25 protein-coding genes are annotated in these 23,558 nt (G+C 33.0%); 10 read left to right on the plus strand and 15 right to left on the minus strand.

The window, feature by feature from the left end:
• Positions 1–21: 21 nt before the first annotated feature.
• Positions 22–1,860 carry a ZmpA/ZmpB/ZmpC family metallo-endopeptidase gene (locus RDN22_RS04345; RefSeq protein ID WP_308556274.1) on the minus strand — a complete coding sequence of 613 codons (1,839 nt, stop codon included), beginning with the start codon at positions 1,858–1,860 and terminating at the stop codon, positions 22–24.
• Between the two features lie 178 nt (positions 1,861–2,038).
• On the opposite strand from RDN22_RS04345, the gene RDN22_RS04350 reads away from it, so the two are divergent.
• Complete coding sequence (locus RDN22_RS04350) at positions 2,039–2,809, plus strand: TraX family protein (protein WP_308556276.1); 771 nt, start codon at positions 2,039–2,041, stop codon at positions 2,807–2,809.
• A 62-nt stretch (positions 2,810–2,871) separates the two neighbouring features.
• On the opposite strand, the gene RDN22_RS04355 is transcribed toward RDN22_RS04350, so the two are convergent.
• Complete coding sequence (locus RDN22_RS04355; protein WP_308556278.1) at positions 2,872–3,075, minus strand: hypothetical protein; 204 nt, start codon at positions 3,073–3,075, stop codon at positions 2,872–2,874.
• 61 nt (positions 3,076–3,136) lie between these two features.
• The gene (locus RDN22_RS04360) at positions 3,137–3,994 is read right to left on the minus strand and encodes an arginase family protein (RefSeq protein ID WP_308556280.1); all 858 of its coding nucleotides are present in this window, start codon (positions 3,992–3,994) and stop codon (positions 3,137–3,139) included.
• Between the two features lie 65 nt (positions 3,995–4,059).
• Here RDN22_RS04360 and RDN22_RS04365 point away from each other — a divergent pair, with 65 nt between their 5' ends.
• Positions 4,060–4,866: a helix-turn-helix domain-containing protein gene (locus RDN22_RS04365; protein ID WP_308556282.1), complete on the plus strand. Its 807-nt coding sequence runs from the start codon at positions 4,060–4,062 to the stop codon at positions 4,864–4,866.
• Positions 4,867–4,905: 39 nt separating this feature from the next.
• Here the strand turns inward: RDN22_RS04365 and RDN22_RS04370 are convergent, their stop codons facing one another.
• The 3 genes from RDN22_RS04370 to RDN22_RS04380 all read right to left on the minus strand — a co-directional run bounded on the left by RDN22_RS04370 (position 4,906) and on the right by RDN22_RS04380 (position 6,263).
• Positions 4,906–5,364, minus strand: coding sequence for a GNAT family N-acetyltransferase (locus RDN22_RS04370; protein WP_308556284.1), 459 nt, complete (start codon positions 5,362–5,364; stop codon positions 4,906–4,908).
• 86 nt (positions 5,365–5,450) lie between these two features.
• Positions 5,451–6,008 carry a sugar O-acetyltransferase gene (locus RDN22_RS04375; protein WP_308556286.1) on the minus strand — a complete coding sequence of 186 codons (558 nt, stop codon included), beginning with the start codon at positions 6,006–6,008 and terminating at the stop codon, positions 5,451–5,453.
• A gap of 132 nt (positions 6,009–6,140) precedes the next feature.
• Complete coding sequence (locus RDN22_RS04380) at positions 6,141–6,263, minus strand: hypothetical protein (RefSeq protein WP_308556288.1); 123 nt, start codon at positions 6,261–6,263, stop codon at positions 6,141–6,143.
• Between the two features lie 91 nt (positions 6,264–6,354).
• Between RDN22_RS04380 and RDN22_RS04385 the strand changes: the two genes are divergently transcribed.
• Both RDN22_RS04385 and RDN22_RS04390 read left to right on the plus strand, forming a co-directional pair.
• The gene (locus RDN22_RS04385) at positions 6,355–6,864 is read left to right on the plus strand and encodes a MerR family transcriptional regulator (protein WP_308556290.1); all 510 of its coding nucleotides are present in this window, start codon (positions 6,355–6,357) and stop codon (positions 6,862–6,864) included.
• A 13-nt stretch (positions 6,865–6,877) separates the two neighbouring features.
• A complete protein-coding gene (locus RDN22_RS04390; RefSeq protein WP_308556292.1) occupies positions 6,878–7,666 on the plus strand; it encodes a MurR/RpiR family transcriptional regulator in 789 nt (262 codons plus the stop codon).
• 2 nt (positions 7,667–7,668) lie between these two features.
• Here RDN22_RS04390 and RDN22_RS04395 read toward each other — a convergent pair whose 3' ends face one another.
• The 6 genes from RDN22_RS04395 to RDN22_RS04420 form a co-directional block, all read right to left on the minus strand.
• Positions 7,669–8,151, minus strand: a complete 483-nt coding sequence (locus RDN22_RS04395; protein ID WP_308556294.1) for a VOC family protein — start codon at positions 8,149–8,151, stop codon at positions 7,669–7,671.
• Positions 8,152–8,160: 9 nt separating this feature from the next.
• Positions 8,161–9,135, minus strand: a complete 975-nt coding sequence (locus RDN22_RS04400) for a Gfo/Idh/MocA family oxidoreductase (RefSeq protein WP_308556296.1) — start codon at positions 9,133–9,135, stop codon at positions 8,161–8,163.
• Positions 9,136–9,308: 173 nt separating this feature from the next.
• Entirely contained in the window at positions 9,309–9,737 is a 429-nt protein-coding gene (locus tag RDN22_RS04405; protein WP_308556298.1) for a hypothetical protein, read from the minus strand.
• A complete protein-coding gene (locus RDN22_RS04410; protein ID WP_308556300.1) occupies positions 9,730–10,302 on the minus strand; it encodes a UbiX family flavin prenyltransferase in 573 nt (190 codons plus the stop codon). Before RDN22_RS04410 ends, RDN22_RS04405 begins: the two co-directional genes overlap by 8 nt.
• 24 nt (positions 10,303–10,326) lie before the next feature.
• Positions 10,327–11,811, minus strand: a complete 1,485-nt coding sequence (locus RDN22_RS04415) for a UbiD family decarboxylase (protein WP_308556302.1) — start codon at positions 11,809–11,811, stop codon at positions 10,327–10,329.
• 80 nt (positions 11,812–11,891) lie between these two features.
• Positions 11,892–12,773 (minus strand): LysR family transcriptional regulator, encoded by an 882-nt coding sequence (locus RDN22_RS04420; RefSeq protein WP_308556304.1) that lies wholly within the window; start codon positions 12,771–12,773, stop codon positions 11,892–11,894.
• Positions 12,774–12,891: 118 nt separating this feature from the next.
• Between RDN22_RS04420 and RDN22_RS04425 the strand changes: the two genes are divergently transcribed.
• From RDN22_RS04425 to RDN22_RS04435, 3 genes are all read left to right on the plus strand, one after another.
• Complete coding sequence (locus RDN22_RS04425) at positions 12,892–13,623, plus strand: DUF554 domain-containing protein (RefSeq protein WP_308556306.1); 732 nt, start codon at positions 12,892–12,894, stop codon at positions 13,621–13,623.
• Positions 13,624–13,798: 175 nt separating this feature from the next.
• Positions 13,799–14,212, plus strand: a complete 414-nt coding sequence (locus RDN22_RS04430) for a hypothetical protein (RefSeq protein WP_308556307.1) — start codon at positions 13,799–13,801, stop codon at positions 14,210–14,212.
• 19 nt (positions 14,213–14,231) lie between these two features.
• Entirely contained in the window at positions 14,232–15,575 is a 1,344-nt protein-coding gene (locus tag RDN22_RS04435) for a subtype B tannase (RefSeq protein WP_308556309.1), read from the plus strand.
• Positions 15,576–15,616: 41 nt separating this feature from the next.
• Here RDN22_RS04435 and RDN22_RS04440 read toward each other — a convergent pair whose 3' ends face one another.
• Positions 15,617–16,240 carry an NUDIX hydrolase gene (locus tag RDN22_RS04440; RefSeq protein WP_308556311.1) on the minus strand — a complete coding sequence of 208 codons (624 nt, stop codon included), beginning with the start codon at positions 16,238–16,240 and terminating at the stop codon, positions 15,617–15,619.
• A gap of 45 nt (positions 16,241–16,285) precedes the next feature.
• Between RDN22_RS04440 and RDN22_RS04445 the strand changes: the two genes are divergently transcribed.
• The 3 genes from RDN22_RS04445 (at position 16,286) to RDN22_RS04455 (ending at position 19,719) form a co-directional block, all read left to right on the plus strand.
• Positions 16,286–17,131, plus strand: a complete 846-nt coding sequence (locus RDN22_RS04445; protein WP_308556312.1) for a LysR family transcriptional regulator — start codon at positions 16,286–16,288, stop codon at positions 17,129–17,131.
• Between the two features lie 98 nt (positions 17,132–17,229).
• Positions 17,230–18,423: an MFS transporter gene (locus RDN22_RS04450; protein WP_308556314.1), complete on the plus strand. Its 1,194-nt coding sequence runs from the start codon at positions 17,230–17,232 to the stop codon at positions 18,421–18,423.
• Positions 18,424–18,549: 126 nt separating this feature from the next.
• On the plus strand, positions 18,550–19,719 hold the full coding sequence (locus tag RDN22_RS04455) for an AraC family transcriptional regulator (RefSeq protein WP_308556316.1): 1,170 nt from the start codon (positions 18,550–18,552) through the stop codon (positions 19,717–19,719).
• A gap of 38 nt (positions 19,720–19,757) precedes the next feature.
• On the opposite strand, the gene RDN22_RS04460 is transcribed toward RDN22_RS04455, so the two are convergent.
• Both RDN22_RS04460 and RDN22_RS04465 read right to left on the minus strand, forming a co-directional pair.
• The gene (locus RDN22_RS04460; RefSeq protein WP_308556318.1) at positions 19,758–22,178 is read right to left on the minus strand and encodes a glycoside hydrolase family 2 TIM barrel-domain containing protein; all 2,421 of its coding nucleotides are present in this window, start codon (positions 22,176–22,178) and stop codon (positions 19,758–19,760) included.
• A 15-nt stretch (positions 22,179–22,193) separates the two neighbouring features.
• The gene (locus tag RDN22_RS04465; protein ID WP_308556320.1) at positions 22,194–23,558 is read right to left on the minus strand and encodes an MFS transporter; all 1,365 of its coding nucleotides are present in this window, start codon (positions 23,556–23,558) and stop codon (positions 22,194–22,196) included.

Consider the following 23,558-nt stretch of genomic DNA (forward strand, 5'->3'; position numbering starts at 1 on the left):
TCAATCCTTAATAGCTTAATATCAATAAAGTGTCCAATTTTCTTGGGTCACTACATCTTCACGGTTTTGGAAACGTTCTGGTCCCTTGTTGGTGGTGCGATAATTATTATCAAAAGTTAGAACAGTATTTAAGACATAACTAGATGGAGTCGGATTCCACGCAGATTGCAGCAAACCATCAGCATATGATTCTTGATTGGTTCCTGGACGATAACCATAACCATCAAAGTAAACACTTCTATCTAGATTGTGGGTCATTTCATGAGATAGAATTCCGGCGCCACCATAATCATCGATCACTCTTGCTACATAATAGCGGACCATCGTACCATATGGTGCTTCAGCCGAAATTCCGGCTTCATCATATTTTTCACCAACTGAACCAAAGAATTCAGCCATTGCTGGTGAAAAAGTATCATATTTAGATTGCCAGAATTGGCCACCCTTTTTGCTAGCATCTTTAGCATAGTAAGTATCCCAAACACTGATGTTAGTATTAGCCAGTTTCTTCTTACCTGCATCATTAGCGATTCGGTACCAAAAATCCATGTGATCGCCCCAACCTTTTGCGAGACGATCAAGTTTAGCTTGAACTTCCTTAACCTTTTCTTGGTAAACCTTTGGATCCTTATGATATTTCACATCGATATATGGATCATACATTCCAAAGACTGTCATCCCTAAGGTTGAGACCACATACATATCGTCACTCTTAATGTTTAAAAGTGGCAAGATATAACTTTTGAAAGTGTCATTACCAGTAGCCAATCGGTGATAAAGGCTAAGATCTACATCAGGAGTCGCTTTAGAAGGAACCTCAACAACGTGGACACCTGTATTAGATTTGAACCAATCTTCTTCATTTAATTCTGGTGACCACTTTTTTCTTAAATCGCCTAAAAAAGTGACTAAATCAGACTTGGTATTAAGCATTGGAGCTAACTTTTTATTAAAAGTATCTACATTATTCTTAGGAAGCAGATCATTATAAGAAAGCTTACCGATGTCGGTTAACCAATCAATCGAATCTAAATTAGAGCCAAGTGCTTTGGGATCAAACATCATTGTTGGTAATAATTCTTTATTACCAAATGAAATATTGTAGTAATGATTGATATATGACATTCCTAGCATAATAGCTGCTGCATTATCATTAACTCTTTGATCGGCAGTATTAAGATTATCAGCATGATCAAGCATTTGTGGCACTAAAGTTGGCAATTGATCATGAACTTGTTTAAAACTATCAGATAAGTACCAGTTCTTTAATTGATCATTAGCCCAAAGTTCAGTAGCCTCTCTAAGATCAAAAACATTATATTCAACAGCTGATAACTTATCAGTTGTAGATTTAACTAATTCTGGATCAACTTTTTGTTTATTTTCTTCAGGTTGAGATTGCTTCTTAGCAACTTCTTCTTGATTAAGACTATTTTTTACAGAAGAATCCCTTGTAGTAGCTTCTTTTGGCTGATCTTCTTTTATTTCTGGTTTTGTGTTTTCACTAGGGTCAGTTTGCTTTTCAGTTTCTACATTATTAATAGTATTTTTATTGGCAGTAGCATCTTTAGTATTAACAGTTACCTCTTTAGCTTTTTCTACAGCTTCTGGTGTAGCAGTATTCGGTTGCTTCACTGCTCCAGTCTTCGAAGTCGAAGTAGTATCACTTGATTGCTCAATTACTTTATTAGTATCAGAAGTTTGTGCAACGTGTTCTTCATTTTTTTCTGCTTGTTGCTCAGTAGTATCAGCATGAACTGTAGTTGTCGCAGTTGATGCAAATGTTAATCCAATAACAACTGAAGTTAATCCCACACTAAGTTTACGTAAGGTATATCTATATTGTGAATTCTTTTCCATATCACTCAACTCCCCAAATACTATCCCATTAAATTATTCCTGTTATTATATCTTAAATCATTCTTCTAATCTAGGTTAATATTTAATCTTGATGAATTATTTATTCACACAAATTTTTATCTTATCAAATAAAGCTATATCAGTTATACTGAACTAATTAAAAATAATTGGAGGATTTATGAAATCACGTACCTTTAGTTTAGATGGCAATCAACTTAAACTGATTGCTGTCTTTTTCATGATTTTTGATCATCTATACTCTTACCTATTCATGGGAGTATGGCCTCAATGGTTCAGCTTAATCGCAAGATTTGTAGCGCCATTATTTGTTTTTTTCTTAGTAGAAGGATTTTTTCATACTTCTAGCAGAAAAAGATATCTGTTTAGAATAATTAGAGCTGCTGCTATTACGTGGGCAGGCGAAATAGTTATCAACCTTGCTTTTCATAATGTTGATAGCTTAACTCATAAAATGACAATTTATTCCGTACTTGAGGGGAATAATATTCTAGTTACGTTAGCAATATACTTAGGAGTTATGTGGGCACTAGAATTATTCAGAGAAAATAAACGCCATTGGTATTACCTTTTATTAGCAATCTTTTTATTGATAGTAAGTTTAATGTTTGAAGGTGGCATCTATCTTTGGCCAATTTTACTTATTTTCTATTTTGGCTACCATAAACCTAAAATTGAATCTATTGGTATCATAATCTGGTGCTTGCTTTTACTTGCTAAAGCAGTGATGAATGGGCTTCAAACTAAAACAGGTTTATATTCGTCATTAACCTTTGATAGTGAATGGATGATGATTTCAGTATTACCATTTATCTGGTTATACAATGGCCAACGTGGTAAGAAAAATTGGATCACCAAATACTTTTTCTACATTATTTATCCTACTCACTTATGGATTTTAATGATATTAAGATATTTATTTATTAAATAGTCATTTAATTTTAATAAAAAGCAGTCTAAACACAATTATATGTGTATCTAGACTGCTTTTTTCTAATATTTAAGTTGTCCATTTGCCATAGCTTTCAGAATGATTATAGCTAGACCAGCAATTAGTAATATCCAGCTAATCACATTCCTTTTTTTACTACGTGATCGATATTGAGGCCAGTGAAAAGGTGTGTATTTAGTATTAATCATCATGATGAAAAGTCCTAAGAACATGATGATACCGCCCATGGCAATTATGATATCCATTAGTTACCCTCCTGCTTGATATGTATTTTAGTATATCATCTTACAGGATGCTTCTCTTACTTTACTTAAAAATATCTGTACTCTTCATCAAATCAAGCATTTGCTTAGCACTCCAAGGAAGATATTCGGCTAAGGTTAAACCTACTAAGTTATATTCCTTACTAAATTGACTAATGAAATGCCAAACGTCACTTCTGGCTACTTTACCTTTAGCCGCATTTTCAGGAACTTCACCTAATTCTGGATTGTTGAAATATGTTGAGTAAAAATTGTTAGGATCAAGTATATCAATATCTAAATGGATAAAGATAAACTTAAAATCATTTTCTTTAATCCATTCTCTAACTTTCTCGGTATCAATCTTAGATCCTTGCTTATCTTGATAATTCACTCCTGCCTTTTTAAGCAAATCTGCTTCCTCAGGAGTAATTTCTTGAAGCCCAACATGATATATCTGACTTGGCTTTAATGGATGATCTACCTCTTTTTGAATTACTGGATCACCTTGATGTAAAAGATTACCTAAAACCATCGCATGTTCATTACCAAAAACTTCTGGATTAGAAATATCTGGATGTGCATCAAGCCAAATTACACCTAATTTATCACCATAAATTCCATTTAAATAATCAATTGGTTGTTGTGATACCAAGCAGTTTCCACCAAAAGTAATGATCTTAGTTGGCTTTTCTTTTTCAATAGCTGCCTTAGTATTTTGAATAGTTTTTAAAACGTCTGATTGTCCAGTTACACCATTTTCAATTGGTAAAGGTTGCTTACTCTCAGGCACATCCACAGTAATAGTAGGTTGATTTTTATTTTCTGGTGCAATCGCTTTTAACACCTTTGCCCCTAATTCATAAACAGGATTATCCCCTGCTTGCCAATCTGGTACAACTAATCTAATTGTTTTGTTCATAATGTTTCACTCCTTTTAACAGTATGATAAAGTCTATAGTAACTATAGAGTCAAGGGAGTAAATTATGTTTTCAATTGGAAAAATGGCTGAGTATTGTCATACGAGTGTGCAAACATTGCGCTATTATTCAAAAATCGGATTGTTAAAACCTAATTATCAAGATCCTGATACAGGATATCGTTATTACAGATTAGATCAGATTTTTCAATTCACGATCATCAAATATTTACAGTCTGCCAACCTTTCTCTAGAAGAAATCAAAGAGATCATGAGTAATGAAAATCCTAATATGACTGAATTCTGGAAGAATCAGGAGTTGGAAATTCAAGAACGAATTAAACAAGAAAGAAAAGCGTTAAGTCTAGCTCATTTTCAGCAAAAACAAGTTAAGAAACTTAAAATCTTGAAAGATAATTTAGATAGAGGAACTTATATTAGAACAATTTCTTCAAATATTATTGAGATGCCATTAAAGAAAATAGTTACCCCTGCCGATATTCCTGATAATGTGATTTCAAAGCTGGATGAAAAGATCCTTGAAGCTGGATTATTACCTAACTTTGAGTACTGCTTCGCTTTCCGTGGTGACTATTACAGTAACTTACAAGACATTCACTATCTTTCAATGTTCAAAGAAATAAATACCAAATCAACCGACTCACATAAACAAGAAGGTGATTATCTTTGCATTTCTTTTATGTGGAATCGTGAAAAGTATTTAGACTACTTAAATCAATTAATGGATCAAGCTAAAGAAAAGTATGATATTCATGATCCGCTAGTCATTGAAGATTCTTTTCCATTAAACTATAACCAGCAACAACTTAGTGACAGTTCAAATTCAATTGCTGAATTGCGTATTAAACTCTAACTAAAAACGAGAAGCATCACGCTTCTCGCTTTTTAATTCTTATAAATTCAATTCCATCTGAAGATTTCCTCGATCAAATGGGAATAACTCCTTATCAATTGGAACTTCTTTAAATCCAAATTCTTTATATAGATGAACTGCAGGGATGCACTTGGTATTTGTTACTAAAACCAGATTGTGATAGCCCTTCTCTTTTGCATAGTCTAAACAAGCTTTCAATACTGCTTTGCCAGCACCCTGTCCTTTAAACTTCCCATCAGCAGCAAACTTTTGGATTTCCCAGCCACCATCAGGAATTGGCGAAATTTCACAACAAGCCATCACTTCTTCATCATCACTCAAAGCGAAGAATACTTGTCCGCCTGCTGCAACGTTGTCATCTATTCTAGCTAAATCTTGCACATCAGTTAATTCGATTTCGAACATATCCTTAATCCATGCAAAATTAAGTCTAATGAAATCATCTCTGTATTTCTTGTTGTATGGCACAATTCTCATTTTCACCACTCCATTTTTAATATCTTATTGATAATTCATTATAAAGACAAAAATAAAACCGTCAAATTTAATTGACGGTTAATTAACTATTCTTCTATTTTCTTAACAATCTTAGCAGGCACTCCAGCTACCATCACATTATCAGGAACGTCCTTAACAACAACAGATCCAGCTGCAACTACTACATTATTGCCGATTGTAACACCTGGACATATCGTAACTTTTCCGCAAAGCCACACATCATTACCAATAGTTACTGGCAACACTTTAGACAAATGCTTTCTCCGCTCTACCCCATTTATAGGATGAGTTACAGTGTAGATATCAGTATTTGGTCCAATCCAAACGTTGTCACCGATATTAACCTTTCCTACATCAAGAACGGTCCAATTGTAATTAGCTAAGAAATTATCTCCCACATGGATATTTTTACCATTATCGAACTTCCAATCACTGTGAATAACCAAGTTCTTACCAGCAGAACCTAAAATCTCTCTGGCTTTTGCTTCTTGTTTTTCTGGTTCAGTTTCAGGGATAGAATTAAATTCTTGAGCAAGTTTTGCCGCATTTAACTTTCTAGATGCAATTTCTGGAGCACCGAAGTTAAACCATTCGCCTTTTTCCAATTTCTCGATTTCTGACATTTATTTTTCCTCCGGTTGATTGAAAATACCTTGTTTCTTGATTACAATGACTATACTAAGGGTTAAACCATGGTTTAAGTCAACTATAAAAAGAATAAAAAAGATAATTACTCATTTCTGAATAATTACCTTTCAAAATTTATCGAATTCTTTTTCGCTAATTTCAGCATTTACAAATCCAGATAAATCATTATCAAATTTTCCATATTTTTCAATAGTTTTTTTATCATGAAAAGGATTATTGGTTACAGTCATAATTAACACCTCATTCTCATATTTACAGTATATATGATGATACGATGATGTTTATAGAAGATATTAAATATTACACAAAGGAGCAACTTTTATGAGATATTCAATCGGTGAAGTATCAAAAAAATTAAACATCCCTTCATCAACACTTCGTTATTACGATAAGCACGGCCTATTGCCATTCGTCGACCGCAATGAAAATGGTCAACGTAGCTTCAAAGACAATGACCTTAATTTTCTAGAGGTTATCACTTGTATGAAAAAGTGCGGTATGACGATTAAAGAAATTCGTCATTTCATCGACCTATGCATGGAAGGCGATGTTACTCTAAATGCTCGTTACGACTTACTTGAACAAGAAGAAGCGAATGTAGTTAAGCAAATTGACGAATTGCAAAAGCAGTTGGATTTTCTTCATTATAAGATGTGGTACTTTAAGACTGCCGTAGAAGCTGGAACTGAAGATATTCATATGATTACTACTAATGAAGGAAAAAGAGTAACTCCTGAAATTCATCATCAGTATCAAGAGGCTTTAAAGCATTGCCATGATATTAACGAATTAATTCGAATTCAAAAATCAACTGAAAACAAAACAAAATAAAGAAGAACATAAGATGCAAATATTTTCTAACAATATTAATTATACAGATGCCGAAAAAGACGTGATTTCTTATATCAATCAAAACATCAATAATATTGACGATATGACAATTACAGATTTAGCTAAAAAGTCCCATACTTCTAATGCGACCATTATTCGTCTAAGTCATAAGGTTGGCTGCACAGGATTTAAAACGTTAAAAGTAAAGATCATCAAAAGCCGTGAAAACAATCAATATCTAAAAAGAAACGTTGATTTCAATTTTCCCTTTTCTCCTATTGATGATGCCGAAACCATAAAGAAGTCTATGACCGATCTATACACAAACAGCTTGACAGTTTTGCGCGAGCAGATTAATATTGATGAAATTAGTAAAGCTGCAGAAATGATGATGGATTCAAAACACACTTTTATGTTTGGCATTGGTGATACTGGTATCACTGTAAGAAGTTTCATCAATAAAGTTAATAAGCTGAATATTTATCCAATATTTGCCAATGAAAATGGTGAAGAAGATAACATTGCCCAGCGTTTAACATCGACTGATTTAGCAATTTTTACGAGTTATGATAGTTTTGAATCCGAATTTGGTAGTGAAATAGATGAAGCATCTAAGCATGACTGCAAGACAATTTTAATTACTTCCAAAATAGACACCATTTATAAAGATAAAGTAGATTTAATCATAACTGTTCCCCGCGAAGAAAAAGAGAAGAAAGTCGCTACCTTCTTCTCTCAATTTGCTTTTCAATACATCTTTAATTTGATCTTCGCATTTTTATACAAGAACACTATCTTGTAGCTTTAATCAATATGACCTTTTATTTGATATGATTTATCGGTAAATTGCATTACTTCAAAGAAGTTGCCATCTGGATCATGTGACCAGAATTGCCATGTTTCAGATGGCCCTTTGGTAGGCTTATCACTCATTAGTGGTAAGCCTTTTTCTTTGAACTCTTTAAATGTTTGATTGATATCATCAACTGTTAATGCAAAATGATTTAGTCCAGTTCTGTCATTCCATTTAACATCATCAGCTTGAAGTTCATTTTTAGGAAACATTTCGATAAATTGACCAGGACAGATTTCAAAATAGCCATACATAATCTTGTCAGGATATTTTTGAGCAATTTTTTGTTGTTCTGGTCGATCTGGTCGGTTGATGTATTCGCCATACTTAACTAAAACTAGATTTTTAAATCCTAATTTGTTCTGATAAAAATCAACCATTTTATCCCAGTCTTTAGCCACAATATTTACATGCATCAATGAGTTAAACTTCATATTTATCACCTATCCTAGCTTTAATCCTGCACTGTTTATCGCCTTTTGAAGAACTTGCATAACTTGATCACTGTGGTTTAATGCTTTGATATCTGCATCTAAATCGTGATTATCAATCATTTGAGCAAAAGTTTTAAATTCTTCAAACATGCGATGCGGATAAACCTTTTCATCAACGCGAATTTCACTATCTTTCTTATAAATATCGAAAGAATCCATCACATTAGTTGGTCCATTAACTTGAATAGTTTCCTTATCGCCTTCAATTAAAGAAGTAACAGGAGCAGCACAGTCCTTAGCTGCAATTAGTACTGCCTTAAAGTTGCCATAATCCAGATTCAAGACACCTGAAGTATCAACATTTCGTTCAATATTGGCTTTATACTCTACAGCTTTTGGCATCCCGAATAATCCCACAATAAAGTGAATGTTATAAATATTCAAATCCATCAAGGCGCCGCCACCTTTTTTAGGATCAAAGACTGGTAAAATCTTTCCTTCTTTAAATGCATCATAGCGATGGGAATATTGTGAGTAATTCATCGAGACTATCTTCACTTGACCCAATTCTTTGATGTGATCTTTCACCAATTTATAATTAGTCAAATATTGATTAGTGATTGCTTCAACTAAAATCAACTTTTTCTCAATAGCAATGCTCTTTAATTCTTTAAACTCATCATAGTTCACAGTGAACGGCTTTTCACAAATAACATTTTTTCCAGCTTCTAGTGCTTTCTTAGCAAAAGTATAGTGTAAGAAATTAGGGACTGCTACATAAACTGTGTCAGCCTTAGTTTCTCTCAGAGCTTGATCATAATCAATATAAAGTTCTGTAATTTTATACTGATTTTGATATTCTTTCATTCTAGCAAGATCACTTGAAGTACCAGCTATTCCTACTATTTCAACATTTGATAAGTCTTTAGTAATTGGTAAAAAGTCGCTAACAATAAAACCTGCACCAGCAATTAATAATTTCATAATGAGCCCTCCTCTTCTTGACAATTTCATTATCTACTGTTGTTAAAACAAAAGATATAGAATAAGAAGCATTAGGCAATAAAGTGCAGTTTTTGCCATGAAGTGCGATGTTTTATTGAACTTTTTTACCGGATAAAAATAAGCAAAGACTGTTCATCTTTGCTTATCATGTATTATTTTTTCAATTTAAAGTTTGGAATATGTGTAGTATATTGAGGCTTTTTGAAAGTATCACTTTGATTTAACGTCCATACCAAAACCTGATCTGCCAAATTATCAGTCATAGGAAATGATGCATTAATTTGAGCTTCAGTAATATTGTCAATGTGAACTCCTGCAGTTACACATAAATTACCGGGAAGCTTCTTTTCAATTCTTTTAGCAAAACGTTCTGCCAAGAAAATATCTTTATGTTTTCTTCCATCATGACTGGCAAATTCTACTTTGCATTGTTTTTTGGTTTTAACATCCCAGGTGACTACACCACCTAAATGTGGCACGTTTCCACCAGTGATATTAACTAACAAATCCTTGTTTACCAATTCAGTTTCCGCATAAATAGTATAGTTTTCTTTTGTTACACTAAAGATCTTTTTAGACATCTTTTTCATCACCCCAGCGTCGACCTACATCATTTGCAATATGCAAGCTATCCATAATTTTCATAGTTTGATGATTAATGATATCTTGAATAGTTTTAGGATGATCATAGAATGAAGGAATTGGTGGAATAATCTGGACACCTAATTTAGCCAACTTAGTTAGATTTTCTAAGTGAATGGCTGATAACGGCGTTTCTCTAGGTACTAAAATTAATTTGCGTTGTTCTTTAAGCATTACATCAGCAGCACGCATAATTAGGTCTTCATCAAACCCGATAGCAATTCCAGCTATAGTCTTCATACTTGCCGGAGCTATTACCATGGCATCAACTAAGAAAGAACCGCTGGCTATAGCTGCACCCAAATTATGATCATCATAAACATAGTCAGCCATTTGTGCTACATCTTCTGGTTTAAAATTAGTTTCAAGTTTAATGTTTTCTTTAGCCCAATCACTCATAACCAGATGTGTTTCAACATCGGCTACATTGGCTAATTTTTGAAGTAAATCAATTCCATAAATACTACCTGAAGCTCCAGAAATTCCAATTACAATTCTCTTCAAAAGATTATCCTTTCTTAAAAATGCTTATTTTAAGTACTTTTGCCAATCCTTTATTTCCTTAAATTGTGCACGTTTAAATTGATCCTTCATGTCAAATGGAACTGTACCATCGACAATTGTCTTCGAACTCATACCTTTAGTTCTGATTGATTTAGGATCGTATTGTGGTCTTTCGGATGGATCAAGTGGGTGATTACGCATCCCCGGAATACAAATAAAGTCTTGATCTGCTTGGAAGCGAGTATTCATCGTCCATACAACGTCATTCATATCAAAAATATCAACGTCTTCATCAACAAGCCAGACAGTCTTTAATTCTTTAAACGCACCAAATGCTAAAATAGCTGCTTGTCTTTGAATACCTTCATCAGCAGGATTATCCTTATGAATTTGCATGATAGTCATTAGCTTACCACCACCTGCTGGCGGATTGTAAACATTAACCACCTTACCTGGAATAGCCTTATCAACTAATTCAAGAATTGAAGCTTCTGTTGGAATACCAGCCATCGAAACGTGCTCTTCACTTGGTCCAATAACTGACTGCATAATAGGATTATCTTTACGGTGAGTGACTGCTGTGATTTTTACAACGTTAACAGCTGGATTTGCTACACCATTGTATCCTGGAAATTCGGGCATAGCATAACCAGTATTAGTATTGATATCTTCTTGCATAGTTTGGTTAGGCATAATATACCCTTCCAAAACATATTCACTACGTGCCAAAGCACTTTCGTCAACAGATACACCTTTAACTAATTGAACAGGTTCTTGACGAAGTGCACCAGCAACATCAAGTTCATCATAACCTAATGGAGTTGTTGGTGGTTCAAAAGTAGCCCCAATAGTAACTGCTGGGTCAAGACCAATGTTAATAGTAATTGGCATTGGCTTATCAATCTTTTCAAATTCTTTTTGAAAATGTCCAATATGACGACCACCAGGCATGATGTACATCCCTAATGTATCTTTATCTTCCAAAACCATTCTATGAATAGTAACGTCAGTCATGGTTTTATCTGGGTTTGAGCCTTTAACCAATCCGCAAGTAATATATGGACCTGCATCATATTCGGTATTTGTTGGTGCAGGAACTAACTTACGAATATCAAAGTCAGGATCACTAGCTAAGTGCACAACTTCTTGAGCAGGAGCATCACTTTTATCAACCATAATTGGATGAACTGGATTTTCAACAGCATCCTTTAAAAATCTGCCCAATGTTTTATAGTCATGGTGCAAAATTCGTCCATCACGTTTGCGACTTGCCATAAGTCCAATTAATACACGCGTATTTGGAAAGCCTTTAATATTGTTAAACATCATTGCTGGGCCTTCTTTAGTTGGACGTTCAACAGTACCACCCGCACCAATATAACGATAAACTCCTGATATTTCAGCATCAGGATCGATTTCTACGTCAGTTTCATGATAATCTTCAGGATTATCCTTGATTTCACGTAATACTTTTCTTAAGTCCCAAGGATCTTTAGGTAATTTAGTCATTAAAAACACTCCTTTATTACAATTCTCGATTTCATAATAGGAATATTTTGAATTACCTTCAATTCTAAGCTTAATATCATTTATTCCATATTGGAATTGTAATACTGCTTCATAAATTGCCAAAATTTGTTTTCGGCTATTGAATGATGTTTTTCTTTTCGAACAAAGTATAAGTAACTAATTTGAGTAGGAGTTATAGGCACAAATTTAACTCCCTTCATCTTTTTAGGCGGATTCATTAAAATAGCTATTCCTTGACCATTTCCTACCATCTCTAAAATAGATGATATCCGGTTACTTACAAAAGTTACTTTAGGCTTGAAGCCAACTTGTTCACATAAAGCAATAACTGGATCATAAAGTAAGCTTTCTTTAGCTAGCATAATGAAAGGCTTATCTTTCAATTCAGCTAAATTAACTATTTTTCTTTTAGACAAAGGATCATTTTTAGATACACAAAGTGCAAATGATTCTTTTCTGGTTAAGATCTTTTCAAAAGATATTCTTTTAGGATCCAAAGTTCTTACAAAAGCCAAATCCAATTGGTTTTGATTCAATTTAACAATAAATTGATTGCTTTCCTCTTCGATTAATTGAACTGAAATATCCGGATTTTTTCTTTTAAATTCCATCAACCTATCGAAAGGAGAATAAGTAGAAAAAGTAGGAATAATACCAATTCTTAATATGTTGTTTTGCGTATTAGCCAATTTATTTAGTTTATTTTTCATTTGCAACTGCAGAGATATTATCTGCTTAGCTTCTGGCAAAATACTTTGACCATAAATTGATAATTCTACGCTTTTATTAGTTCTATTAAAAAGAGGCAGTCCTATTTCCTTCTCCAAAGATTTAATATGCTTACTAACGCTACTTTGAGTAATATAGAGATTTTCTGCTGTTTTTGAAAAACTTAAGGTGTCTGCTAAATCGACAAAAGTCTTTAATTTATTAATTTCCACTCTTATTCACCACCTGATTAAATTATTCCAATTTAGAATTATTTAATCGCTATTCAGAATTGAGCGCAAGTTTTTTTATTAATATACTCAAAATTGTAATTAGAAAGAAGGGAATTTTATGCCGACTGGTGTTATTATTAATGCTTCTGCAGTACTGCTGGGTGGCCTTTTTGGTGGATTTTTTGGAAACAAATTATCTGAAGAATTCAAAGAAAAAATCAACATGATCTTTGGTGCATGTTCAATGGGAATGGGTATTTATTCAATTGCCCCAATGAAATTTATGCCTGCAGTTATTTTTGCAGTTATCTTAGGAACTATCATAGGATTAGTCTTACATTTAGGGAAACTATTCAATAATGGGGCTATGTTAATGCAGCGCCCCATTACCAAATTAATTCCTACAGAAAATCTAGGTATTTCTCATGAAGAATTTGTAAGTCTAATGGTTACCGCCACAGTTTTATTCTGTGCTAGTGGTACTGGAATTTACGGTTCATTAGATGAAGGGATGTCAGGAGACTTAACTATCTTAGTTTCTAAGTCAATTTTAGATTTCTTCACCGCTGCTATTTTCGCAGCAACTTTAGGATACGCAGTTTCAATTATTGCCATTCCACAATTTATCATCTTTGTCATTTTGTTCTATTTAGCTAGATTTATTATTCCATTTACTAATGCCAATATGATTTTAGACTTTAAAGCTTGCGGTGGTTTCTTAATGCTGGCTACTGGCTTTAGAATGGTTAAATTAAAGATGTTTCCAATTGCTGAAATGATTCCAGCAATGATCTTAGTAATGCCATTTTCATGGATTTGGGCAAATGTGATTTTGAATTGGATTCATTAATTATGACGAATATTTGAAGAAACTCTTACCAAAACATAAAGAAAACTGATATGTATTGAACGTCAACATTTTGCTTGCTATAATGCTCGTAATTCAATATTAAATGACGTTGTAATAAAGACCGTCCCTGCATGTATGTGCTGGAACGGTCTTTTTTTAGAAAGGAATGAAAGTTATGATTTCTAAAAATGCAGTAGCTAAATTGATGATTTCAGCGGCAATTTGTGTAACGCCATTAGCCAATTTGACAGCCTGTTCTGCTTCAGCTAATGAAACAAGCAAAACGTCGTCTACCACTAATAGTAATAAGAAGAATGTCATCACTAATTTGAAAAACGTTAAATATAAAAAAGCTGTTTCTTACTACCGAAATGGTACAACTTATAAGGGAAAAGCTTACAGTCTAAAATTAAATACTAAGAAATACACAATCAAAACCATTAAAGTTAATGGCAAAAAGATAAAAGTTCGTTGCTATACCAACTTAGTTTACGTTTCTAAGCCAGTTGATAAAAAGTATGAAACCATGAATATTTATATTCCTGAAGCTTACTTCCACAATAAGAAAGTTAACGGATATACTAACTAAGAAGACTGCTCCAATCTTTATGCCTAATAACGTTGGTGGTTATATGTCAGCAACTGCCGGTACTCTGAATGGTGGCGGTGGTGGCAGCATGCCTTCAGGAAGTGCACCAAAAGGCGCTAAGGGTAAACCAAGTGGTAAGAAGCCTAGCGGTAAAATGCCATCTGGCAAGATGCCTTCAACTTCTAAGAAATCCACAAAATCATCAGGATTCACTCCTACTGGAAAATTAGGTAAAGGCTTAAATGCTAACGGCGGTGCTTCAAGTACCTCTTCAATTAAATATGCATTATCTAAAGGCTATGTTGTAGCTAGTCCTGGTGTGCGTGGTAGAGATGCTAAGAAAAATGGTAAATATGATGGTAAAGCACCAGCAGCTATTGTAGATTTAAAAGCAGCAGTTAGATATTTGAAATATAATAAGTCTCGTCTTGTTGGTAATACAAATAAGATTATTTCTGACGGTACCAGTGCAGGTGGTGCTTTGTCTGCCCTCTTAGCCGCATCAGGTAACAACGCAGATTATGCTCCATACTTAAAAGCAATCGGGGCAGCTAATACTAGTGATAATATTTATGGTGCATTCGCCTTTTGTCCAATTACTAACTTAGAAAATGCGGATAAAGCATATGAATGGCAATCTCAAGGCATCACATCAATCGCTGGTGGTGGTCCTGGCAATACAACTGGCTCAAACACCTTATCTTCTAAATCACAAAAACTATCAAGCACTTTGGCTAATAACTTTGTAACTTATGTCAATAGTCTTAATTTAAAAGATGGTAATACTACTCTTAAATTAAGCAGTGATGGTAAATCAGGTAGCTTTGCAGATTTAGTTAAAAAAGCAGTTAAAGACTCAGCACAAAAGGCATTAGATAGTGGTACTAAGATCACCGAAAAGAAATATCCATTCTTAACAATTAAAAATGGTAAGGTTACTGATGTTGATTTAACTAAGTACTTTAAGAGCATCGGCAGATCTAAATCTGTTCCTGCCTTTGACTCGCTTGACTTATCTCAAGCTGAAAATATTGAATTTGGTACTTCAACTAAGAATGCGCAACACTTTACCAAGTTTTCTACAGAAAATAATACTAAAAAAGGCGCCACAACAGCTAACTCTTCAATTGTTAAGATGATGAATCCAATGAACTACTTATCAAACTCAGATACTGCAAAATATATTTGGATTCGTTATGGTGAAACTGATACTAACACTTCAATTGCAGTTCCACTTATTCTTTCTCAAGCAATGAAGAATGCAGGAATGAATGTTAACTACCACTTGCAATGGAATACTGGCCATACTGGTGACTATGACATGACTAATATGTTCAAGTGGGCTGATAAAATTAGTAAATAACTACACTATCAAAAAAGGGATGCAACTGCATCCCTTTTCTCTTATTCAAATCTAGTCTCCCAATTAGGATCCTTACTTGCCTTGAAACACATTTCTATTTGTTCTTTAGTATTTCGATCAATGGATAACTTAGGTAAATTATCTAATGAGAAGTAATCACAAGCATCAGTTTCATCATTTGGAACAAATTCTCCGCCAAGTTCCTTGCATAAGAAGAACATCTTAATAATATTGGTAGCCAAAATTGGTTTATTATGATGGTTTCTATCTTGTACTGCAATCAGCTTTATTGGCTTTATAATTCTACCTGATTCTTCGCGAGCTTCTTTAATACAATTGTTGGCTGGCGTCTGGTCATAATCATTCCAACCACCTGGAAGTGACCACTCTTGAGCCATCTTTTCTCTTACTAACAGAATCTTATCATCCTTAAAAATCGCTGCTCTTGTTTCAGTCTTAGGAGTTTGATATCCTTCATCTCCTAAGAACAAAGTCTTCACTTGTTCTTTTGGCAGACCAGTTTTAGCTTCCATCATCTCACCGGCAATTTTTCTAACTTGCTCATATCGTTCACGATCAAAAATATCTTTACCATAACGCAAACCTGCTTGAGCAATACTTTGTAAATCTGTAGCCCATTTAGTAAATTGATCAACTTTTTCCATGATAATCCCTTTCTTTGGTATACTTTATTCGTTCTTATTATTGAGGTGTATACATTGAATAATCTAAATATCGAATCAATTAATATCTTTTTAGCCGTTAGCAAATTCCATAGTTTCAGCCGTGCAGGGGTTTACCTATATCTTGATCCTTCTACGGTAAGTAAGAAAATTCGCCAACTTGAAAAAGAACTAGGTCAGCAATTGTTCACCCGCAATACTCAAGGTGTTGAACTGACAACAGAAGGCATTAATTTTAAAAATAATGCACAAAAATTATTATCTGACCTTGAAGCCTTAAATTTAAAGCCAGAAATAGGCTGGAACATCCTTCGAATTGGCATCCTTGATAACATTGCTGCCTATCACTATTCTAACTTAATTAGTGCACATTTAACCGAATTTAAGCATATTCAAATTTCAGTTAAAGGAATTGAATTAGTTCATCAATTTAATGAAGGAAAATTAGACGCGATCATTATTAATGAAGAAAATCATAATGATATTGAAGGCGAATATTTTGAAAATAAACTCTATCATGAATCCTTTGGAGTAGTCACTAGTCAAAAAAAGCTACTTCCAGATTCAGTTTCTTTAGACGATATCGATCCTTCTAAATTACTCATCGCGCCAAGATATTGTCCTATCAGCCAGCAATTACTCAGCATCTTTGATTCTGCAGAAGATATCAAACAGATTGGTCACACCAACACTCTTTTAGAAGTCGTAGCAAATTCCAATTATCAAACTATTCTTCCTTGGCAAATGACTCAAAGTCTAACCAAAAATGATTCACGTTTTCATGCTAGTAAGCTGGCAGACTTTCAACCACGCACTATTAGTCTATTTACTCGCAATAATGATGTCCAGAAATTCTTAATTTCTCACCTATGATAATCTCGCATACCCCCTTAGGATGAATGATCAATTCCATTGTGCCATGTTTCATCTAAAATGGATTGATGTAAACATGACTTAAGGGGGATTTTTATATGGATGAAACACAAGATAATTATATTGAACTGCCTACTTATAAAGTTATCTTCATGGCATTAAGTGTTGGTGTGATCGTTGCCAACATGTTCTATATTCAGCCAATTGAAACGTTGATTACTACAGGTTTTCATATTTCATCTTTAGTTACTGCCGTTTTAGCAATGCTTTCTCAAGTGAGTTATGCATTGGGACTTTTATTATTAGTCCCACTTGGGGATGCATTTAATCGTTATCACTTTTTGCAGATCATGGAATTAATCTCCATTGCTGCATTATTTTTAGCTTTCATTTCACCAAATGTTTGGTTGTTCGGAATCGCTGTAGTCATTATTGGTTTGACTTCTATTGGTGGACAGATCATTATTCCATATATCGCTTACTTAACACCTGTTAAAAAGCAAGGCCCAATCCTTGGAGCGATGATCAGTGGGATGCTAACAGGAATTTTGTTTGCCAGAACTTTTAGTGGAATTATTGCCACAGTTTTAGGCTGGCACATGGTTTATGGAATTGCAGCTTTAATCAATCTTGTTTTATTAATTTTCATTCATCTTTGGGTGCCAGATGATCCTAGAACGATTACTAGTAGTCAAAAATATGGTGAAATCATTGCAACACTTCCAAAATTATTTAAGAAGTATCGCTACCTTCGTGGTTCTTCACTTAATGCATTCTGCATGTTTGGGATCGCCAACCTCTTCTGGTCAACATTAGCCTTCTTCTTGGTAAAATATTTCAACTATGATAGTGCTGTTGCTGGAAGTATGGGACTTTTAGGAATTGTTTCTATCTTTGCTGCACCATTTATTGGAAAAATGGTTGATAAATATTCACCCAAGACCAACATCTTAATCAGTTGGTGGTTCGGTGTGATTGCATATATCATCTTTGCGATTTTCACTCATTCGATTATTTTCTTAATGATCGGTATCGTCATCCTTGACTTAAGTACTCAATTCAGTCAGGTTACTAACCAAGCAATTATTCAATCATTAAGTAGAAAATCTAACAGTAGAAATAATTCTATCTTCATGTTCTCCTACTTCCTTGGTGGTTCACTTGGAACCTTAATTGGGATTAACGCTTGGAGTATGTGGGGCTGGTACGGTGTGATTATCTGTGCAGTTGTATTCTTAGTAATTGCTTTAATCAACTACTTCATCGAAGGCGTACCAGAAAAATTGAAATAGATATAAAAACAAAGATTTAGTCATTAAATCTTTGTTTTTATTTACTTTAACCTTACTACTATCTAATTTATAATAATTATATTAATATTGTTCTACTTTCAATCTATATTCAGTGAGTTGATCTTAATGACATTAGAACTAAACCAAAATCAGACAATTGCTCTACTTAATTTATTGCATATTCCATGTAAAGAAATTAAATTGAGTGAATATAATAACTCAGAAAATCTTATTATTAAGATTAATAATAAGATTGCTAAAATTTTAAATTTAGATTTTGCCAATTTAAATCAACCATGTATTGTAAATTTTGATAATTTTATCATGGTATATATCCCTGCTGATTTTTCTAATAAATATATTTCAATTGGGCCTATATCTATTCATACTGCCGAAAATCAAATAAAAAAACAATTGCATGATATATTCTTAGATTTTGATTTAAATATTCAACAGCTTCCATATTTTTTAACCCAATTTCAAAATGCCCCCTTGTTGACTAAAAAAGAAATTAGAAATATCATTTATACCATTCTTGATAGTAAACAACGAATTATCTATAAAAATGTTCATTTAACTAAAAAATGGGTAGAAGATCAAATTCAAAATTCAAATCAATTTATAGATCATAACGATAATAGTATTTCTTTTATTGAAAAAGAAATATTCAATTTAATATTCTATGGTAAAGTTGAAGAAATTGAAAAGTTATGGCACCATCCTGAAAATAATCCTAAATTAAAAGAAAGCTTTGTAGACTACAATTTAAACTATAAAGAAATTGTCAAAAGTGCTTTAATGGTTTCAGAAATGATTGCATTACAAGCAGGAATTAGTAATCAAAAGGTTAAAAATATCACGCACAAATATATTCCAATTCCGAATATTAGCGATATTCAAACATTGGCTAATTTATTACGACAAATATTCTCTGAATTTGCTTTACAAGTAAAGCTCAATAAAAATATACGTTCACAATCATTAACTGTAACCAAGACTATTGATTATATAATGGATAATATCAATTTTAAATTAAGTACCCATCAAATCGCAAAATTTCTAGGTCTTTCAGATCAATATTTAAGTCGACATTTTAAACAAGAAACTGGGAAAACAATTACTTCCTTTATTCATGAGGTAAAAACAAATCAAGCAAAATATTTATTGCATACATCATCAAAGCCAATAACAGATATTGCTTTTGAATTAGGCTTTAGTTCTCAAAATTATTTTGAAAAAGTTTTTAAACAAGAAACTAATTATACACCTCAAAAATTTAGACAAATTATGCAGTAAAAAGGGTAGAGAATTTTATTAATTCTCTACCCTTTTACTTACTCTGAAAGCAATTCAACTTTTTGTGACAGATCATTATCACTTTGCAAATTAATTATAATTTTTCCTTTTTCTGATGTGGTTCTAATAACTAACATTAATTGACCTAAATAAGTTTTTTGTTCTTCAAGATTAAATGCAACTTCATTCATTGGATTACTGCTTCCAAAGCCCGCCAATGTTGCAGGACCACTAATATTAGCCTTGATTTTATGCTCTGGACATCTCACAACATTACCATCTTTATCAGTAACCGAGATTTTAATAAATGCAAAATCATTACCATTAGCCTTCAAAATAGTTCTATCAGCATTTGCAGTAATTTTGAGTTTTGTTCCAGCTGTTACTAAAGAAGTTCGATAAAGTTCTTTTTCATTTTCATCAACCCCAATTGCTGTTAAAGTACCAGGTTCATAATTAACTGGCAAACAAGCATAATAATCTTTGGGTTTACTGATACCAACTAATTTATCATTCAAATATAACTTAACTTTATAAGCATCAGTATATACATCTATCCAAGTAGGTTTACCTTCTAGACCTGGATAAGACCAGTTTTCAATGCCTGTCGACCATTTATAATCATTAAATTCCACTTTTTCTTTGTTTGAACTTGGAACCTGACTAGCTAGATAAATTCCATGCTTATGAGGATTCCACGAAAATTCAAATCGATGTATTTCTGGAGATATATTACCAATTAAATCTATCACACCACAATAATTGGTTAACCATGGATAACCTCTATATACTTCTTCATTAAGTTTATGCATTTCACTACAATTTACTTCGCCTAAGTGATCCTGAAGGGTCCAAACAAAATTGCCAATTACATATGGATGCTTTCGAGCAAAATGCATACGATCTACAATGAAGCCGGCTCTAGTTTCAGTCCCCACAATCAATCTATCAGGATGAAGTTTGTGTAGGGTTTCATATTTATCACCATAATAGTTATAGCCTGCCAAATCCAACTTTTCATATAATCTATTAGTAGCATCTTCATCTTCTTTTATTTGTTTATCTGGATAATTATTTTTATTATTCGAATTTGGAATATTTGCGGCTGCAGACATAAAAATCTTCAAATAATGATTAAAATCTTTTTTCTTATTATCAGGGCTTCGCTTAATGAATTCGTCTTCTGTCATATTTAAATAGGGAGTATCTCTCAAATAAGAGGTCAACCAATGGACACTAGGACTTAAAATCGTAAGTCTACTTCTATCATATTTATGTATTTCATCAATGATGGCTTCTCCAACTCTTACACCTTTTAAACTACCTGCTTCTGGAATTTCATTTCCAATTGAATACATTAAAACACTAGGATGATTATATGCATCTTGGACCATTGCCTTAACATCGCCCTTAAAATGTTGCAAAAACTCTTGATTATATGGATTTAATCCTTTCAATCGATACCAATAATCAAACGCTTCGTCCATAACATATAGTCCTACATGATCACATGCCTTCATTAAGCTTCGTGCCATTGGATGATGGGATGATCTTATAGCATTAAATCCACTCTCTTTTAAGATCTTTGCTCGGTGGAATTCTGTAGCTTCATTATTTACTACACCAATCACGCCATTATCGTTATGAATACATCCCCCTTTTAAGAAAACATGCTTTCCGTTTACAAACAAGCCCTTATTAGGAACGATTTTAATTTCCCGAATACCAAATTCAGTACTTTCACTATCAATCAATTTATGATGATCATCAAATAATAAAGCTCTTAATTGATATAAATTTGGATCGTCTGCTGACCATAATTTTGCGTTATCAATAATAATTTCTTTTGAATTAAAGCTACTATTAATCTTATGCTCTGTTGTTTCAGTAAGTAACTTGCCATCTAAATCAAGCACTTGAAATTTAAGTATTCCTGTTCCTTTAACTGAAACAGATGACTTGATTTTAGCTGGATTAATTTCTAATGTAGATACCTGCAAAGTCTGTGGTAATAAATAATTATTTTTACCAACATATAGGTGAACCGGACGATATATTCCTTCACCTGTATACCAACGTCCATGATTTTCTTTTGGAACATCAACGATTACTTCAATTTCATTATTGCCAACATGAAGATATTTACTTAAATTTACAGTAAACGGAGTATAACCATACAGTTTCTTCTTTGCTTCTTGTTTATTAACTAATACCGTAGAATCACAATAAATCCCTTCAAATTCTAGTAGATAATCTTGATTTAAGGCTTCTTCTTTAATATTTAATGTCTTTTTATAAGTACACTTTTTGCCTTCGAATCCTGCTAACAGAAAATATGTTTGCTGATCAGGATTTCGCTTGGTATTAATCATTGCATCAAAAGGTAAATTGATATTTTTTCCCTGATCATTATTGCTTCTATATAAAGTCCAATTTCTATTAAAATCTATTTCTTTCATTGTAGTATCCTCTTATCATTTACTTGCTTCTTCTCTCTTTTCTTTAATAGCTTTTTCAATCTCACTTGATTTCTTATCAAGGGTGTAAAACTTATAAACAAAAGCCGAAACAAGATATACAATTCCTGGAATTAAACTGTAAGATAAACGAATCATCATTTCAGAAGCACCAGAGATACTTGTACCTGCGGAATACCCAACTAATGATAGAAGCAAACCAAAAATACCAGCCCCTAATGCTTGGCCCGCATTAACTGAGAATGTATTAATACTTGAAAGAGTACCTTCTAATCTTGGAATACCTTTATATTCGTTGTAGTCGGCCATTTCAATCAATAACAATGCGATTAAATATGATGGAGGTAATTGTCCAAAACCACAAATAATAGTACCTAATGAAATTAAAGCAATATTACTACCTGCGAAGAAGAGAACCACATAACCAATTGAACCAATTACATATCCCCATAAAATAATTTGCTTAGCTGAAAATTTCTTTAATAACTTAGGCATAAAGATCATCAAAATCAAAGCAAACATTGAGAAGAAAGATGTCACACCCATAAAAGCAATGTCATGTACGATGTATTTAAAGTAATAAATTTGAACACCAAATCCAGCAACAATACTGGTGATAAAATTGGCAATTACTATTACCCAAATATAAGGATCCGTTTTAAAAATCTTAAAAATATCTGCAAAACTAGCTTTTTCTTTATTCTTTTTAGTTTCAATATCAACATTATTGGTTTCTTTAATTGTTAAAAATCTAAGTAGACCAAATACTAATAAAGGAAGAGCAAAAATTGCAATTGTTATTCTCCAACCACGATCAGAAGTAGCTAAGTTTTTCATAAGAATCGGGAAAATAATACTAATAACTACAGAAAATAAAGTAGTAAAAATTCCAGAGAATGAAACCAAAGCGTTATAAGCAGATTTTTCTTTAAAAGCTCTAACTAAGTAAGGCAATCTACTTGCATTTAAAAAGCTTGTAAACACCCCAGCAACAAAGACATACATTAATGCTACCCATACAACTTTAATCGTCATATTCCATTGAGCTGGTGTACTGTACAAAAGCCAAGTACATAGCCATAAGCCAACTAACGATAATTCCCAAGGACGACCTTTACCCATTTTCGTATGAGTACGGTCTACGATTACTCCCGCAACCAATTGAAATAGTGCAGCAAAAATTTTACTACACATAATAATGACACCAACTAAAGCTGCAGACATATTTAATGTATCAGTACAATAAATATTGACATATCCCATTATTAATACATCAGCGGCAACTGACATACTACTGGAATTCCATTTAATTTGTTCTCCAAGAGTGACTTTATTCTTCTGCTTTTCTTTTTTATCATTCAT

The sequence above is a fragment of the uncultured Lactobacillus sp. genome, assembly GCF_902491705.1.
Taxonomy (GTDB): Bacteria; Bacillota; Bacilli; order Lactobacillales; family Lactobacillaceae; genus Lactobacillus.

Coding starts and splice junctions, on each gene's coding strand:
- RDN22_RS04460 (WP_308556318.1), bottom strand. CDS start 22,178: ATGAAAGAAATAGATTTTAATAGAAATTGGACTTTATATAGAAGCAAT.
- RDN22_RS04425 (WP_308556306.1), top strand. CDS start 12,892: ATGCCGACTGGTGTTATTATTAATGCTTCTGCAGTACTGCTGGGTGGC.
- RDN22_RS04450 (WP_308556314.1), top strand. CDS start 17,230: ATGGATGAAACACAAGATAATTATATTGAACTGCCTACTTATAAAGTT.
- RDN22_RS04385 (WP_308556290.1), top strand. CDS start 6,355: ATGAGATATTCAATCGGTGAAGTATCAAAAAAATTAAACATCCCTTCA.
- RDN22_RS04370 (WP_308556284.1), bottom strand. CDS start 5,364: ATGAGAATTGTGCCATACAACAAGAAATACAGAGATGATTTCATTAGA.
- RDN22_RS04375 (WP_308556286.1), bottom strand. CDS start 6,008: ATGTCAGAAATCGAGAAATTGGAAAAAGGCGAATGGTTTAACTTCGGT.
- RDN22_RS04415 (WP_308556302.1), bottom strand. CDS start 11,811: ATGACTAAATTACCTAAAGATCCTTGGGACTTAAGAAAAGTATTACGT.
- RDN22_RS04435 (WP_308556309.1), top strand. CDS start 14,232: ATGCCTAATAACGTTGGTGGTTATATGTCAGCAACTGCCGGTACTCTG.
- RDN22_RS04405 (WP_308556298.1), bottom strand. CDS start 9,737: ATGTCTAAAAAGATCTTTAGTGTAACAAAAGAAAACTATACTATTTAT.
- RDN22_RS04355 (WP_308556278.1), bottom strand. CDS start 3,075: ATGGATATCATAATTGCCATGGGCGGTATCATCATGTTCTTAGGACTT.
- RDN22_RS04430 (WP_308556307.1), top strand. CDS start 13,799: ATGATTTCTAAAAATGCAGTAGCTAAATTGATGATTTCAGCGGCAATT.
- RDN22_RS04400 (WP_308556296.1), bottom strand. CDS start 9,135: ATGAAATTATTAATTGCTGGTGCAGGTTTTATTGTTAGCGACTTTTTA.
- RDN22_RS04390 (WP_308556292.1), top strand. CDS start 6,878: ATGCAAATATTTTCTAACAATATTAATTATACAGATGCCGAAAAAGAC.
- RDN22_RS04455 (WP_308556316.1), top strand. CDS start 18,550: ATGACATTAGAACTAAACCAAAATCAGACAATTGCTCTACTTAATTTA.
- RDN22_RS04395 (WP_308556294.1), bottom strand. CDS start 8,151: ATGAAGTTTAACTCATTGATGCATGTAAATATTGTGGCTAAAGACTGG.
- RDN22_RS04465 (WP_308556320.1), bottom strand. CDS start 23,558: ATGAATGATAAAAAAGAAAAGCAGAAGAATAAAGTCACTCTTGGAGAA.
- RDN22_RS04380 (WP_308556288.1), bottom strand. CDS start 6,263: ATGACTGTAACCAATAATCCTTTTCATGATAAAAAAACTATTGAAAAA.
- RDN22_RS04350 (WP_308556276.1), top strand. CDS start 2,039: ATGAAATCACGTACCTTTAGTTTAGATGGCAATCAACTTAAACTGATT.
- RDN22_RS04360 (WP_308556280.1), bottom strand. CDS start 3,994: ATGAACAAAACAATTAGATTAGTTGTACCAGATTGGCAAGCAGGGGAT.
- RDN22_RS04345 (WP_308556274.1), bottom strand. CDS start 1,860: ATGGAAAAGAATTCACAATATAGATATACCTTACGTAAACTTAGTGTG.
- RDN22_RS04365 (WP_308556282.1), top strand. CDS start 4,060: ATGTTTTCAATTGGAAAAATGGCTGAGTATTGTCATACGAGTGTGCAA.
- RDN22_RS04440 (WP_308556311.1), bottom strand. CDS start 16,240: ATGGAAAAAGTTGATCAATTTACTAAATGGGCTACAGATTTACAAAGT.